General features: G+C 63.3%; 12 protein-coding genes. 10 read left to right on the forward strand and 2 right to left on the reverse strand.

Features of this window, described 5'->3' with window-relative positions:
* Window positions 1–45 precede the first annotated feature (45 nt).
* The 3 genes from rpmE to V0R59_RS07110 all read left to right on the forward strand — a co-directional run bounded on the left by rpmE (window position 46) and on the right by V0R59_RS07110 (window position 2510).
* Entirely contained in the window at window positions 46–261 is a 216-nt protein-coding gene (gene rpmE / locus V0R59_RS07100; protein ID WP_330073614.1) for a 50S ribosomal protein L31, read from the forward strand.
* Between the two features lie 59 nt (window positions 262–320).
* Window positions 321–1061 carry a thermonuclease family protein gene (locus V0R59_RS07105; RefSeq protein WP_330073613.1) on the forward strand — a complete coding sequence of 247 codons (741 nt, stop codon included), beginning with the start codon at window positions 321–323 and terminating at the stop codon, window positions 1059–1061.
* A gap of 180 nt (window positions 1062–1241) precedes the next feature.
* Window positions 1242–2510 carry a malic enzyme-like NAD(P)-binding protein gene (locus V0R59_RS07110; RefSeq protein WP_330073612.1) on the forward strand — a complete coding sequence of 423 codons (1269 nt, stop codon included), beginning with the start codon at window positions 1242–1244 and terminating at the stop codon, window positions 2508–2510.
* A 161-nt stretch (window positions 2511–2671) separates the two neighbouring features.
* Here the strand turns inward: V0R59_RS07110 and V0R59_RS07115 are convergent, their stop codons facing one another.
* A complete protein-coding gene (locus tag V0R59_RS07115; RefSeq protein WP_375547344.1) occupies window positions 2672–5101 on the reverse strand; it encodes a penicillin-binding protein 1A in 2430 nt (809 codons plus the stop codon).
* A 135-nt stretch (window positions 5102–5236) separates the two neighbouring features.
* A complete protein-coding gene (gene ltrA / locus V0R59_RS07120; RefSeq protein WP_313116998.1) occupies window positions 5237–6943 on the reverse strand; it encodes a group II intron reverse transcriptase/maturase in 1707 nt (568 codons plus the stop codon).
* Window positions 6944–8282: 1339 nt separating this feature from the next.
* Here ltrA and pilM point away from each other — a divergent pair.
* The 7 genes from pilM (at window position 8283) to V0R59_RS07155 (ending at window position 15261) form a co-directional block, all read left to right on the forward strand.
* Entirely contained in the window at window positions 8283–9191 is a 909-nt protein-coding gene (pilM, locus tag V0R59_RS07125; RefSeq protein WP_330073610.1) for a type IV pilus biogenesis protein PilM, read from the forward strand.
* Window positions 9191–9730 (forward strand): PilN domain-containing protein, encoded by a 540-nt coding sequence (locus V0R59_RS07130; protein ID WP_330073609.1) that lies wholly within the window; start codon window positions 9191–9193, stop codon window positions 9728–9730. Before pilM ends, V0R59_RS07130 begins: the two co-directional genes overlap by 1 nt.
* Window positions 9727–10611: a type IV pilus inner membrane component PilO gene (locus tag V0R59_RS07135; protein ID WP_330073608.1), complete on the forward strand. Its 885-nt coding sequence runs from the start codon at window positions 9727–9729 to the stop codon at window positions 10609–10611. The genes V0R59_RS07130 and V0R59_RS07135 overlap by 4 nt, the downstream gene beginning before the upstream one ends.
* 33 nt (window positions 10612–10644) lie before the next feature.
* Window positions 10645–11898: a type IV pilus secretin PilQ gene (locus V0R59_RS07140; RefSeq protein ID WP_375547343.1), complete on the forward strand. Its 1254-nt coding sequence runs from the start codon at window positions 10645–10647 to the stop codon at window positions 11896–11898.
* 4 nt (window positions 11899–11902) lie between these two features.
* Window positions 11903–12421, forward strand: coding sequence for a shikimate kinase AroK (aroK, locus tag V0R59_RS07145; RefSeq protein ID WP_075802147.1), 519 nt, complete (start codon window positions 11903–11905; stop codon window positions 12419–12421).
* Window positions 12422–12521: 100 nt separating this feature from the next.
* Window positions 12522–13619 (forward strand): 3-dehydroquinate synthase, encoded by a 1098-nt coding sequence (aroB, locus tag V0R59_RS07150; protein WP_330073607.1) that lies wholly within the window; start codon window positions 12522–12524, stop codon window positions 13617–13619.
* 16 nt (window positions 13620–13635) lie between these two features.
* Window positions 13636–15261 (forward strand): SPOR domain-containing protein, encoded by a 1626-nt coding sequence (locus tag V0R59_RS07155; protein WP_330073606.1) that lies wholly within the window; start codon window positions 13636–13638, stop codon window positions 15259–15261.
* The last annotated feature ends 174 nt before the right edge of the window (window positions 15262–15435 follow it).

Consider the following 15435-nt stretch of genomic DNA (forward strand, 5'->3'; position numbering starts at 1 on the left):
TTCAACAATGGTGTTGGGTGGCGGCACGCAGTCGAGGAAAGCACCATGAAAGCAGATATTCATCCGACTTACGAAGCCGTTGCAGTCACCTGCAGCTGCGGCAACAAATTCGAAACCCGTTCGACTCTGGCCAAGCCTCTGTCGATCGACGTTTGCTCTGAGTGCCACCCGTTCTACACCGGCAAGCAGAAAGTCCTGGACACCGGCGGCCGCGTACAGAAGTTCGCCGACCGTTTCGGCATGTTCGGCGCCAAGAAGTAAGAGTGCGCGTGGGTTTACCCACGTTGCTGAAGAAAGCGCCCCTTGTGGGCGCTTTTTTTATGGCCGCGATCTGGCAGGCGCCGGCCCTGGCCTTCTGCCCGGCACCGCTGGCGCCGAAGACGGCGGAGGTGCGCCGGGTGATCGATGGCGACACCCTGCGCCTGGCCGATGGCCGCAGCGTGCGCCTGATCGGCATCAATACCCCGGAAATCGGGCGCAAGGGCAAGCCTGGTGAAGCACTGGGCGAAACCGCTCGTCGGCGCCTGGCCGTCCTGGTGCGAGAGAGCGGTGGTCGGGTCGACCTGGTGGCGGGGCGTGAGTCCCGTGACAAATATGGCCGCACCCTGGCCCATGTGTACGCCCGCTCTGGCGACAATCTGGCGGCTCGCCTGCTCGGCGAGGGTCTTGGCTACCGGGTGGCGGTGGCGCCGAACAACCGCCTGGTGGTCTGCCAGCGCCGCGCGGAACAGGCCGCGCGCAAGGCGCGCATTGGCCTGTGGCGCACCCAGTCACCGGTCATGGCGAGCGACCTGCGCCGCCCCGGGTTTGCCGTGGTCGGTGGCAAGGTCAGCGCGATCAGTCGCCATCGTGGTGCCATTCGCCTGGAAATCGATCGTTCGCTGGTGGTGAGCGTACCGCGTGGTGTTCCTCTTTCCTTTACCTCTGGCCTCAAGGGGCAGCGGGTCGAAGTCCGCGGCTGGGTGCTGGAACGTTCCCGCAACGGCGGCTCGTCAGCCCAAGCAAAGCGCTGGTTGCTGCCATTGAGTGATGCGAGCATGCTGGAAAGGATCGGAAGCTGAAAAAATTGTGAACATTTTTCAGGTCGATTGTACACACCGAAAGCCTTGAACTACGCGGGTCTTGGCTGAAAGTCGTAGGTTAAAGGCCTTGACACTGGTGACCGGGCAGTCTTGTCGGCCCATTGCTCTTTGCGTATCCTCGGCGGTCCGTCAGAACAGTAAACAAGCGGAATGCCCACCATGTCAGACCTGAAAACCGCCGCTCTCGAATATCATGCTCAGCCTCGTCCGGGGAAACTGAGCGTCGAGCTCACCAAACCGACCGCAACCGCCCGTGACCTGGCGCTGGCCTACAGCCCGGGCGTCGCCGAGCCGGTGCGTGAAATCGGTCGCGATCCTGAGCTGGCATACCAATACACCGGCAAGGGCAACCTGGTCGCAGTGATCTCCGACGGTACCGCCATCCTCGGCCTGGGTAACCTCGGCCCGCTGGCGTCCAAGCCGGTCATGGAAGGCAAGGGTGTTCTGTTCAAGCGTTTCGCCGGCATCGACGTGTTCGACATCGAAGTCGACTCGGAAAGCCCGCAGGCTTTCATCGACACCGTCAAGCGCATCTCCATCACCTTCGGTGGTATCAACCTGGAAGACATCAAGGCACCTGAGTGCTTCGAGATCGAGCGCGCCCTGATCGAACAGTGCGACATCCCGGTATTCCACGATGACCAGCACGGCACCGCGATCGTTACCGCAGCCGGCATGATCAACGCCCTGGAAATCGCTGGCAAAACCCTCGGCGACGCCAAGATCGTCTGCCTGGGCGCCGGCGCCGCCGCCATCTCCTGCATGAAGCTGCTGGTGAGCATGGGTGCCAAGGTCGAGAACATCTTCATGATCGACCGTTCCGGCGTGATCCACGCTGGCCGCGACGACCTGAACCAGTACAAGGCCGTGTTCGCCCACGCCACCGACAAGCGCACCCTGGCCGATGCCCTGGATGGCGCTGACGTGTTCGTCGGTCTGTCCGGCCCGAACCTGCTGAGCCCTGAAGGCCTGAAGTCCATGGCCGCCAACCCGATCGTGTTCGCCTGCTCCAACCCGGATCCGGAAATCTCCCCGGAACTGGCGCACGCGACCCGTAGCGACGTGATCATGGCCACCGGTCGTTCCGACTACCCGAACCAGGTCAACAACGTACTGGGCTTCCCGTTCATCTTCCGTGGTGCCCTGGACGTTCGCGCCAAGCGCATCAACGAAGAAATGAAGATCGCTGCCGCCAACGCCCTGAAGGACCTGGCCAAGCTGCCAGTGCCGAAGGAAGTCTGCGAGGCCTATGGTGTCGACGCGCTGGAATACGGCCGTGGCTACATCATTCCGAAGCCACTGGACCCACGCCTGCTGAACGTCGTTTCCGACGCGGTAGCCAAGGCGGCCATCGAGTCCGGCGTAGCGACCCTGCCGTATCCGAAGCACTACCCGCTGAACAGCGTGGATGAAGTGTTCAACGGTTGATCCGCTGACGCTGCAAACAAAAAGCCCCGGCTCGTGAGAGTCGGGGCTTTTTGTTTGGGCTGGAGATTTGCTGTGCTCTTCAGCCCCTCATCGCTGGCAAGCCAGCTCCCACAAGGTCCACGGTGCACTTGGTTCCTGTGGAAGCTGGCGGTACCTGAGGGTCAGAACAGATCCATCGGCGCCGCCTCATCCGCCGGCAGCGGGCTGCCCGGCGCACTGCCGTTGCCCAGTTCGTTCACCGACGGTGGCGTGTCTTCAGCCTTGAACAGCTCGAAATACGCATTTGGCGTGCTTGGCGTTGCCGCACGGCCACTCACCGGGTCGATGCGCAGGCTGAGGATGCCTTCCGGCTCCGGCAAGCGATGTTCCGGCCGGTCCTTCAGCGCCGGGCCCATGAAGTTCATCCAGATCGGCAGCGACACGGTGCCGCCGTACTCACGACGGCCCAGGGTTTCCGGCTGGTCGAAGCCAGTCCACACGGTAGTCACGTAGTCGGCGTTGTAGCCGGAGAACCAGGCGTCCTTGGAGTCGTTGGTGGTCCCGGTCTTGCCCGCCAGGTCGCCACGGCCCAGGGCCAGGGCGCGACGGCCAGTGCCGCGCTTGATCACGTCTTCCAGCATGCTGGTGAGGATGTAGCTGGTGCGGCCATCGATGATCCGCTCGGCGATCTGTGGCGCTTGCGGCAGCCCGGACGGGGCTGGCTGGGCATCGGTAGCAATCGGCTGGACCTGCGGCGCGGCGATGCCGGCAGCAGCCTCGTGGCCGCTCGGCACCCGCGCCGGGTTGGCGGTGAACAGGGTCTCGCCGTTGCGGCTCTCGATGCGCTCGATCAGGTACGGGCTGATCTTGTAGCCGCCGTTGGCGAAGGCGCTCCAGCCGGTGGCGATTTCCATCGGCGTCAGGGTCGCGGTGCCCAAAGCCAGGGACAGGTTGCGCGGCAGGTCCTGCTTGTTGAAACCGAACCTGGCGATGTAGTCGATGGTGCTGTCCACGCCCATGCTCTGCAGCAAGCGGATCGACACCAGGTTGCGCGACTTGTACAGCGCCTCGCGCATGCGGATCGGGCCGAGGAAGGTGTTGGTGTCATTCTTCGGGCGCCAGACCTTGTCCAGGTACTCGTCGACGAACACGATCGGCGCGTCGTTGACCAGGCTGGCGGCGGTGTAGCCGTTGTCCAGCGCGGCGCTGTAGACGAATGGCTTGAAGCTGGAGCCTGGCTGGCGCTTGGCCTGCATGGCACGGTTGTAGTTGCTCTGCTCGAAGGAGAAACCGCCGACCAGGGCGCGGATCGCACCGTTGTTCGGGTCCAGGGTCACCAGCGCGCTCTGCGCGCCCGGCACCTGGCTGAAGGCCAGGTGGCCATCAGGCATGTGGCGTACCCGGACCAGGTCGCCGATCTGGGCGACATCGCCCGGCTGCTGCGGCGCGCGGCCCTGGCTGTTGGTGTTGAGGAACGGACGGGCCCATTTCATGGTGTCCCAGGCCACGGTCGCTTCCTCGCCGGAGCGGGTCAGGACGCGCAGGCCGGTCTTCTCGACCTGGGTGACGATGACCGGCTCCAGGCCGCCCATGTTGCGCTGCTTGCCCAGCTCCTGCAGCCAGGCGGCGCGGGTCTTGCCCGGCAGGCGCGACTCGGGGCCACGGTAGCCGTGGCGCTGGTCATAGTTGGTCAGGCCGTCGAGCACCGCGTTGTTGGCGATTTCCTGCAGGTTGCTCGGAACCGTCGTGGTCACGCGGAAGCCTTCGGTGTAGGCGTCGCTGCCATAGCGGCCGACCATCTCGGCGCGGGCCATCTCGGCGATGTACGGCGCGTTCACTTCCGGGGTCGGCACGTGGTAGCTGGCGTTCAGTGGCTCGGCGAGTGCGGCCTGGTAACTGGCCTCGTCGATCTTGCCCAGCTTGTACATGCGCCCGAGGATCCAGTCGCGGCGCTCCTTGGCCCGTGCCGGGTTGGCCAGCGGGTTGAAGCGCGACGGCGCCTTGGGCAGGCCGGCGATCATCGCCATCTGCGCCAGGCTGATGTCGCGGATCGACTTGCCGTAGTACACCTGGGCCGCCGCCTCGATGCCGTAGGCGCGGTTGCCCAGGTAGATCTTGTTGACGTACAGCTCGAGGATCTCGTCCTTGGTCAGCTCGCGTTCGATCTGCAGGGCCAGGAGGATCTCGTTGGTCTTGCGCGAGAAGCTGCGTTCGCTGGTCAGGAAGAAGTTCTTCGCTACCTGCATGGTGATGGTGCTGCCGCCGGTCTGGATATGCCCGGACTTGACCAACTGGGTGGCGGCGCGCATCAGGCTGCTGGGGTCGACGCCGTAGTGGTTGAGGAAATTATCGTCCTCGGCTGACAGCAATGCCTGAATGAAGTGTGGGGGAATATCCGCGAAACGGATTGGAGACCGCCGCATTTCGCCAAATTCGGCGATCAGCTTGCCGTCACTGCTGTAGACCCTCAGCGGTATCTGCAACTGGATGCTACGCAGCGCCTCGACCGACGGCAGGCTGGGACTAAGATACAGAAACGCGCCGCTCAGACCGAGGACGGCTGCGCTAATGACTGCGACGAAAGACCACCAGAAGAACTTCAGCAGGCGTATCAAGGCGTTGGGGTGTCCAGTTGGAGTTTTGAGTGGGGCGCCGGGCCTGACGGGCCGGAAAAGTCGGGTGGGAGCCAGCCATTCCTGGCTGACTCCCCCCTAAGAACCGTACGTGCGCCTTTCAGCGCATACGGCTCAAGCCTTCGCTAAGCTTCCGATGGAAGCCGGTTTGTTCACGTGCAGGCCACGAGTATGCAGTTGGTTGTGGCAGTTAGGGTGTAAGAGTACCCGATTGGCCAGTTCGTCTCCACCGCCGAGGGAGCGGTGTACGACGTGGTGGTCATGCCACCCTGTCTCTCTGGTAATCGGTTGCTTACACAGCAGACACAGTCCATTTTGACTGGCAAAGAGGCTGCCGATTTGTTTCCGGTATTTGAGCTTGCTCAGCATCCGGTCCATCCGCAGTTTCTCGCCTTGAGCCTCCATGGCGGGATCGTAGGGGTTGTAATCCCCACTCACCTTTTTGTGTCGCTCGATCGGAGTACTCGCGAGCGAGTACAGCTCGACCTCCCTTTTACCTCCGTCTGCATCTACCACTGTGGTGGCAAACACCCAGCTCCTGTCTCCTGAGGTCCGGAAATACTTCTTCCTTACCCAGTCGAGGGACTTGTTAGGGTGTCGCCTCTTCGCCCAACGCCAGAGTTTGATAAACACTCTGTGGTCCATTCGGCTGTAAGCCTGTTTCGCGACGACTGGTTGATGGTACAGCGCCCAGCCCCTCAGTTTCGGGTTGAGCAGTCGGATCAGATCCTCCTGCTTGACCGTCTTGTGAGAGTCGATTGCCTCTCTGATCTTGCTGTAGAACGCCTTGACGTTCTTCTTGTTCGGCTTGATCAGTAACGTTCCGTCGTACTTCCGGAAATTCCAGCCAAGGAAGTCAAAGCCTTCGTCGATGTGGACGATGCGCGTTTTCTTGAGTGACAACCGTAGCCCGCGCGTTGCGAGGAACTGCTCTACCCAAGGTTTTACTTCATTCTCCAGCACCTCCGGAGAGGCCCCTGTGATCACGAAGTCGTCGGCGTATCGCACCACGTTCACCTTCAGCTTTTTCGCCCTTGTCACTCCCAGGTATTCCTTGAGGAGCGTTTCCAGACCATCCAGTGCCAGATTTGCCAGCGTCGGGGAGATAATCCCCCCTTGCGGCGTACCTGCATCCGTTGCGTGTAGCTGCCCCTTGTGGATGACCCCGGCCTTTAACCATTGCCGCAGCACCCGTGTTTCCGTTGGGGCATTTCTTAACAGCCAGTCGTGGTTGATGTTGTCGAAGAACCCTTCGATGTCTGCGTCCAATACCCAGCAGGCCGAAGCCCGTTTGGATAGACACAAGAACAACTGCGCCATCGCATCCGCCGTGGAACGTTCGATCCTGAAGCCGTAGCTATTCGGGTCGCCTCGGGTTTCAGCGATGGGGGACAGAGCCAGCATATACAGCGCTTGCATGGCTCTGTCCGTCATGGTCGGTATACCCAGTGGGCGTTCCCGTCCATCCGACTTCGGGATGTAGACTCGCCGTAGTGGCCGAGCCTTGTATCCCCGCGTCTTCAACTGACCAACCGCATTCCATTTTGCGTTGGGTGTATCCCAGAGTTGCTTATCGACTCCCGCCGTGCGGCCCCCCTGATTTTCCGTGACTCTCCGTACAGCCAAGTATCTGGCCGACTTCGAGCGGGTGAGCATCCGTTGCAGAGATTTGACTCTGCGCCATTTGCCTTCCCGACAAGCCTTCGCAATTCGCATCTGCATTCCCCGGACATTCCGCTGGGCTCGGCGCCAATCGACGTCGTGCCACTGTTGCGGAGTGCCGGAAAGCGCAGACTCACCTTGCTGGCTGAGCTCTATCATGCTGCTTTCCTCTCAAAGTGAAACCACCCGAGCGGAAGGCGCACGTACCCCCTGAGGGGTGCATGCACCCCGTCAGGGTAGGGTTATCAAGGGCCAATTGGAGCTAGGCCCTGAAGTTAATGAGACGGTCTCAGTCAGAGTTATTGCGATGGAAGACCACGCAGAAGTCTGCCCGGTTTTCCCGTGGGGTGATGTTCCAACCCCTATCCAGGCCATTACAGCCTGGCATTCGCTTTCTCTGCGATCCCATACCCGCACCGCTAACAGTGTCCCTTACGGTTCACCTGCCCAAGGGCAGCGATACGGGCTTACCACGTTCCCTATCTGTCACACGACTGGGTTAGGACCTGCCTTTTCACCGGCGATCATATGAGGCGACGTATCCCCAAGCGCCACGGAGATAACCGACCGCGTACCTTTTGGTTCAAGCCTAACAGCAGTTTTGGCTTGGTAATGCTTACGGTGTTTATTAGCAGTTCACGTATGTTGTCCATACCAGTCAGCCTAGCGCCTCAACCCGGTACTGCTCCGAGTATCTACCGCCTCCCTCGCAGGAGAGCGGCACCCCTTGAAGGGGGGCTACATTGTCGGACGGGCTTCGAACACCACCATTACTAGTGATGCACGCCGTCGTAGGCTACCGTTGGTCGCACAACGAGTCCGCTGCCATCCTGTATTAGCGATGGTTGGACAATGACAGACAGAGCTTTCGCTCATGTCTCCGTTTGGAAGAAGTGGGGACCGCTGTGGCGGCTCACTTAGGTTGGGTTACTCCTGTTTTGAGGCAGGAGAAACCCCAGCGGGGATTTCTCCCGCGAGGGTTGAAGCCGCAAGGGCTTGAGTTAGTGTCGTGGAGGTGACCGTTTGAAAAGTTTCTTGACCTCTGACCAGTTGGCCCACGTTGCCAGCCCTAAGCAAAAGATTAGGAGGCTAGTGAGGCAAATGATGCCAAATGTGTCATGACTCATTTCGTACATATCACTTTCCGACGAATGGCACTCCAAGACCGATGAAATCGGTCCGCAGTCGCGCTTCCGAGTGCTCAGCGACCTAGGGGTTTTGCCACCGCCGCTGCGGCAAGTCCTTTAAGGCGAGGGACCTCTGGGCGGGTTTTGGTTCAAGGGGATGGATACCCAAGTATTTGATTCCTTTGGGAATCTCTCAAGCTGACCCTACAGCTTGGGACGGGAGACACGTTACACGTGTCGCACAGCGCTCGGCATTATAAGCAATTTTCACTTTCCCGCGTGATTTGCACCGGGTGTCAAGGTGGGCCGCTGCCGCCTTCGCCAGGACGGCGGCTTGTCGCCTTTTTTCAGGGCAGAACGAGGAAAACAGGATGTTTGGACGTACAGGAAGGGATGCCGGTTCACTGTTGGGGGTGGAAATTGCCTCCGGCGCGGTGAGGTTGCTGCAGCTTGAGCGCCGTCCGAGCGGGTTGGGGCTGCGTGGCTGGGCCATCGAGGCGCTGCCGCCGGGTGCCCTGGCGGATGGCCGGATAGTTGCGCACGAGGGCGTGGCCGAGGCGTTGCGCAGGGCGCTGGCGCGCAGCGGTGCGAGCGCCCGGGAGGCCGCGCTGGCGGTTCCGGCGGCAGCGGTGATCCAGCATTCGGTGGCCATGCCGCCGGGGCTGGATGATGAGGAAATCGACGAACGGCTGCGGGACGAAGCGGAACAGTTCATCCCCTTCGCGGTGGAGGAGGCGGCCCTGGATTACCGCGTCGTGCCCGGTACGCCAGGCATGCTCAACGTGGCCTTCAGCGCCTGTCGCCAGGAGTGGCTGGACAGCCTGGAGCGGGTCATGGGCCTGGCAGGGCTGCGCGCCCGAATCGTCGACATCGACAGTCATGCCTGGCAGCGGGTGCTGGCCCGGCAGGCGCCGGGGTTGTCGGCACTGGTGTTGGTGGAAGTCGATTACTGGGTATTCCATGGCTTTCGCATGGACGGCTCGCTGTCGTTCAGCGAGCGCCAGCTGCCGCGGGAGCCGGTTCTCGAAGAGCTGGCGGACTTCGTCGACCAGTGCCTGCTGCGTGAGCCCGGCGCGATGCCAGACCAGCTCTGGCTGGCGGGTGTCGATGCCGGGCGGGAAGGGCTTGCCGAGCACCTGCAGCAACGCCTGGGTATCGCGACCCGGCCCTTCGATCCCCTGGCCGGCCTGCTTGCCTCGCAGCAGGACCATGAAGGGCTGGACCAGGCTGCGCCGTTGCTCGGCGTGGCCTGTGGATTGGCGCTGCGAGGATATTGCTGATGCCAGGGATCAACCTTCTGCCTTGGCGCGAATGGCGTCGGCGCCGGGCGATTCGCTGCTGGCAGGGACTGCTTGGCGCCAGTCTGCTGGTCGGGGCGCTGGCTTCGTTGGTGGCTGCCGCCTGGCTGGACCGGCAGATGGAGCGTCAGTCCGAGGTCAGCACCCGCCTGGCGCAGCGCATCGCCGGGCTGGCCGGTGATCTCGAACAGGTCTCGGTGCTGCGCGAGCGCCGCGACGAGCTGCTTGGCCAATGGAGTGAGTTGCAGCGCTTGCGGGACAAGGGGCGGCCGGCAGGCGACCTGTTGTCGCGCCTGATGGAGATCGTTCCGCCTGGCGCCTGGCTCGATGGGCTGCAGCTGGCCGACGACGAGCTGCACTTGTCCGGAGTCGCCCGTGGTGGGGCGGAGGTGGCGCAACTGCTGCGTAACCTGCGGCAGGCGCCCGGACTGGAAGCGCCAGACCTGCAGGAACTGGTGTCTTCCCCGGCAGGCGAGCGGTTTCGCCTGATGGTCAGTCTCCAATCGCGGGAGTCGTCATGAGCCTTTCATTCATCGATGGCGCCGTGGACTGGCGGGCGCTGTTGCGTTGGTCGTTGCCGATAAAGGCTGCGCTGCTGGGCCTGTGCCTGTCGCTGGTTCCGGCTCTGGTCTATGGCCTTTACGGTCGCGCGCAGCTCGAAGCGCTTGCCGGCGTGCAGGCCCGGCACAGTGAGCTGCAACAGCAGTGGCAAACACGATCCGCTGAGGCGGATGCACTGGCAGCCCATCGGGAAAAGGTGGCGCAACTGCAGGATGACCTGAGCCAGGCGCGCAGTGAGCTGTTCGACGATGATGGCCTGGCGAGCCTGTTGCAGAGCCTGGCCCGCCTCGGCAGTGGGCTGTCCTTCGAGCAGGTCACGGCCCTGGAGGCGCAGGTGCAACCGAATCATGTCGAGCTGCCGCTGCAATTGCAGGTATCGGGTGAGTACCGCTCCCTGAGCCGGTTCCTTTCCGGGCTCGGCGGGCTGGACAAGCTGGTGACGGTACACGAGCTGGATCTGACTGCGGCGGGCGAGCAGTTGTCCGGTGTGCTGCGTATGAGCCTGCGCCTGCAGGCGTATCGCGCTGTCGACGCGCAAGGCACGCAGGCGTCGGGCGGGACGGCGGCGATGGTACCCCGCAATCCGTTCGAGAGGGTGGATGTGCCGGCGCTTGCCGGGGGCGGTGTTGCAGCGGACCAGGCGCGACTGGTCGGGCATCTGCGTGATCGCGAGGGCTGGGTGGCGTTGGTCCACCTGGGCTCGACGCTGCACATGCTGCGCGAGGGCGACAGGTTCGGGGCCGGGCGGGTGTCGGTCATCGAGGAAGGACGGGTCGAGTTGCTGGGCGCCACGGAAGGCGCGGCAGGGATTACGCGGGTGCTGACGCTCGCCAGGGGATAAGGACGAAACGGTATGGACAGGATGTTCAAGGTAATGGGGTTGTGGCTGGCGCTGCTGGCGCCAATGGTCGGCGCGGTACCGGCACCTGCTGGGGGGCAGGCGGGCAAGCCGCTGTCGTTGAATTTCCAGGATATCGAGGTCAGGGCGGTGCTGCAGGTGCTGGCGGATTTCATCGGGGTCAACCTGGTGGTCAGTGACGAGGTGCAAGGCAATATCACCTTGCGCCTGCAGGAGGTGCCGTGGGACCAGGCGCTGGATACGGTGTTGCGCAGCAAGGGCCTGGGCAAGCGCCTGGAGGGCAATGTACTGCTGGTGGCGCCGCTGGCGGAGCTGGAGAACAGTGGCAGGCAGGTATACGGCGCGCGTGAGCAGGCGCTGCTCCAGGTCAGGTATGCCCGGGCTGCGGATGTCGCGGGGCTGCTCCAGTCGCTGCTGGAGGTCAGCCCTGACGAGGAGCCCTGGGGCGCGATCAGCGTCGATGAGCGTACCAATACCCTGGTCACCAGCCAGCACCCGCAGCGGCTGGCGACCTTGCGCCGCCTGCTCGGACAGCTGGACGTGCCGGTGCGCCAGGTATTGATCGAGGCGCGGATCGTCGAGGCCAACGTCGATTACGAGCGCGGGCTGGGGGTGCGCTGGGGTGGTTCGCTGGGCGGTGGCCGGTTGAAGGCCGCTGGCCTGGGTGCAGAATCACCCACGTTTGTCGATCTCGGCCTGGATCGTCCGGGGGCCGGCATCGGCTTCGGCCTGATCGGCGACAGCGGCCTGCTCGACCTGGAACTGAGTGCCATGGAGAAGTCCGGCAACGGCGAGATCATTTCCCAGCCCAAGGTGCTCACCGCCGACAAGGAGACCGCGCGGATCCTCAAGGGCTCCGAGGTGCCGTACCAGGAATCGGGGGCCAACGGCACCACCTCGATCACCTTTCGCGAAGCGTCGCTGTCGCTGGAGGTCACGCCGCAGATCATGCCGGGCGGGGAAGTCAGCATGCAGGTCAAGGTGACCAAGGACGAGCCGGATTACCTGAACATCCAGGGCACGGTGCCGCCTATCCGCAAAAACGAGGTCACTGCACGGGTCCGGGTGGGGGACGGACAGACCATCGTGATCGGTGGCGTTTACTCCACCAGCAAAAACAAAGTGCAGGACAAGGTGCCATTTTTCGGCGATGTGCCGTATGTTGGGCGGCTGTTTCGTCGCTCTACCGTCCAAGAGAAAAAATCCGAGCTGTTGGTCTTCCTGACTCCGCGTATCATGAATGACCAGGCGATTGCTGTGAGTCATTGATTCTGTGCGAAATTTGATACTTGTTGGGCCGATGGGTGCTGGCAAAAGCACCATCGGCCGCCTGCTTGCCAAAGAACTGCGCCTGCCTTTCAAGGATTCCGACAAGGAAATTGAACTGCGTACCGGTGCCAATATCCCGTGGATCTTCGACAAGGAAGGTGAACCGGGCTTCCGCGACCGCGAGCAGGCCATGATCGCCGAACTGTGCGCCGCCGACGGCGTGGTCCTGGCCACCGGTGGCGGCGCGGTGATGCGCGACGCCAACCGCAAGGCCCTGCATGACGGTGGCCGGGTCATCTACCTGCACGCCTCGGTCGAGCAGCAGGTGGGGCGTACCGCCCGTGATCGCAATCGCCCGTTGCTGCGCACCGCCAATCCGGAAGAAACCCTGCGCAACCTCCTGGCACTGCGCGATCCGCTTTATCGCGAGATCGCCGACCTGGTAGTGGAAACCGACGAACGGCCACCGCGCATGGTGGTGCTGGATATTCTCGAACGCTTGCAGAAGTTGCCGCCCCGCTGACGCATGACTATCCTCGGCGACCAGTCATGCCGTGACAGGGCACTTTGTTATCACGCGGGCCGACACTTCGAGCCCGCGTCTTCGTTCTTTGTGGGGATACATGCAGACACTTAAGGTCGACCTGGGCGAACGCAGCTACCCGATCTACATCGGTGAAGGGCTGCTGGACCAACCTGAACTGCTGGCGCCGCATATTGCCGGTCGGCAGGTCGCCATCGTTTCCAACGAGACCGTCGCGCCCCTGTATCTGGAGCGCCTCAGCAAGACCCTCGGCGCCTACAAGGTGCTGCCGGTGGTGTTGCCGGATGGCGAGGCCTACAAGAACTGGGAAACCCTGCAACTGATCTTCGATGCCCTGCTCACCGCACGGCATGACCGCCGTACCACCGTGATCGCCCTTGGTGGCGGCGTCATCGGCGACATGGCCGGCTTCGCCGCCGCCTGCTACCAGCGCGGTGTCGACTTCATCCAGGTGCCGACCACCCTGCTGTCCCAGGTCGACTCCTCCGTGGGCGGCAAGACCGGCATCAACCACCCGCTGGGCAAGAACATGGTGGGCGCCTTCTACCAGCCCAACGCGGTGCTGATCGATACCGCCAGCCTGCGCAGCCTGCCGCCGCGCGAGCTGTCTGCGGGGCTTGCCGAAGTGATCAAGTACGGCCTGATCTGCGACGAGCCGTTCCTCGGCTGGCTGGAAGACAACGTGGATGCCCTGCGCAACCTCGATTCCGTGGCCCTGACCGAGGCCATTCGCCGCTCCTGCGCGGCCAAGGCTGCGGTGGTCGGTGCCGATGAGCGTGAGTCCGGGGTGCGCGCTACGCTGAACCTCGGCCACACCTTCGGCCACGCCATCGAAACCCAGATGGGCTACGGTGTCTGGCTGCATGGCGAAGCGGTGGCGGTGGGGACGGTCATGGCCCTGGAAATGTCCTCCCGTCTCGGCTGGATCAGCCAGCAGGACCGCGACCGTGGCATTCGCCTGCTGCAGCGCGCCGGCCTGCCGGTCGTGCCGCCAGAGGGCATGACCCCGGCGGAGTTCATGCAGCACATGTCGGTGGACAAGAAAGTACTCGATGGTCGTCTGCGCCTGGTCCTGCTGAGCAAGCTGGGCGAGGCGGTGGTCACCGACGACTACCCGCAACAGATTCTTCAGGACACGCTGGCGGCGGATTACCCTGCCATCGTGGCCCAGCTTTGAGGTTGATGAGAGCCCAATGACCCTACATGCCGACGAGGCCTTTCTCGGCCACTACCAGCTGAACCACGATCCCTTCGCCGCGCGCGTGCCGGGATTCAAGTTCTTCCCCGCCCAGCGCAAGCCGGTCCTGGGCCAGCTGCATCACCTTGCCCGCTACAGCCAGCTGCTGCTGGTGGTGACCGGCCCGCAAGGCAGCGGCAAGACCCTGCTGCGCCAGGCCCTGGTGGCCAGCACCAACAAGCAGTCGGTGCAGAGCGTGGTGGTGTCCGCCCGTGGCGCCAGCGACGCGGCCAGCGTGCTGGCCCAGGTGGCACAGTCGCTCAACGTGGCCAAGGCCGAGGCTCCGGCGATCCTCTCCCAGGTGGTGCAGCTTGGCCTGACCGGCCAGGAAGTCTATCTGTTGGTGGACGATGCGGAACAACTGAACGAATCGGCGCTCCAAGCGTTGCTGGAACTGGCGGCGGGCACCGCGGAAGGTCGCCCCCATGTGTTCCTGTTCGGCGAACCCGAGCTGATCACCAGCCTGGATGCGCTGGAGATCGAGGAAGAGCGTTTCCATGTCATCGAGCTGCAGCCCTACAGCGAAGACGAGACCCGGGAATACCTGGAGCAGCGTCTGGAGGGTGCGGGTCGCGGCATCGAGGTGTTCACCGCCGAGCAGATCGCCGACATCCAGCAAAACTCCGAAGGCTGGCCCGGGAACATCAACCAGGTCGCCCGCGATACCTTGATCGAAGCCATGATCGCCAGCCGCTCGACGGCGAAGCGACCATCAATGGGGTTCACTATGCCGAAGAAACATGTGCTGGCGCTGTCTGCCGTGGTGATCGTCGCCGTCGGCGCCGCCGTGCTGATGCCGAAGAAAGGCGACCAGCCCAAGACCGGCGCACCTGCCGAGCAGACGCAACTGCCGCTGGGCCAGGGCCAGCCGTCCGCTGCACAGTCGAACAATGGCGGCCCGGCGATCGAGTTCGCCGGCTCGTCGCAGCCGATGCCGCTGCCGCTGGTGGGTCAGTCCCAGCCGGTGATGCGCGGTCCGCTGGCGGAAGCCGCGGGCATGAATGAAGGTGAGGAAGGCGGTCCGGCCGGCAACACCGCCCTGCAGCCGCCTACCGTGACCACCACCGCGCCGCCCGAAGGTGTTGCGGCCGGCCCGGCACCGACGCCGGCGCAGCCTATCCAGCCATCGCAGACCCTGGCTTCCGCACAGCCGGTTGCACCTGCGGCCAGCAAGCCGGTTGCACCTGCGCCGAAGCCAGCTGAAGTCGCCGTGGCCAAGCCTGTTGCTCCAGCCGCCAAGCCAGTGGAAAAACCAGCCGCCAAGCCGGCTGCCGCTCCTGCCGGTGGAACCTCCGGTGGTGGCTGGTATGCCGCGCAGGCACCGGGCAACTACGTGGTGCAGATCCTCGGTACCAGTTCCGAAGCCACCGCCCAGGCCTATGTGAAGGCACAGGGTGGCGACTATCGCTACTTCAAGAAAAACCTCCAGGGCAAGCCGCTCTACGTCATCACCTACGGCAGCTTCCCCAGCCGCGATGCCGCACTCAATGCCATCAAGGCCTTGCCAGCCAAGGTCCAGGCTGGTAAACCTTGGCCTCGCACTGTCGCAAGCGTCCAACAAGAGCTCGCCGCGACTCGCTGATTAGATAGCCTGATCCGGCTGGCAACCTACCCCCGCCAGCCGATCACCTCTGAATTTCACAGGCAGCCTGCTGTGCTTTTGCGCGGCAGGCTTTTCTGTCCCGGACTGCCGGCCAAAAGCCCGTCTTGCAGTCATGGCTGAAACGCTTCAGACTCAAGCCAAGTCGTTACCACG

The organism is Pseudomonas ulcerans (assembly GCF_036324125.1).
GTDB lineage: Bacteria > Pseudomonadota > Gammaproteobacteria > Pseudomonadales > Pseudomonadaceae > Aquipseudomonas > Aquipseudomonas ulcerans.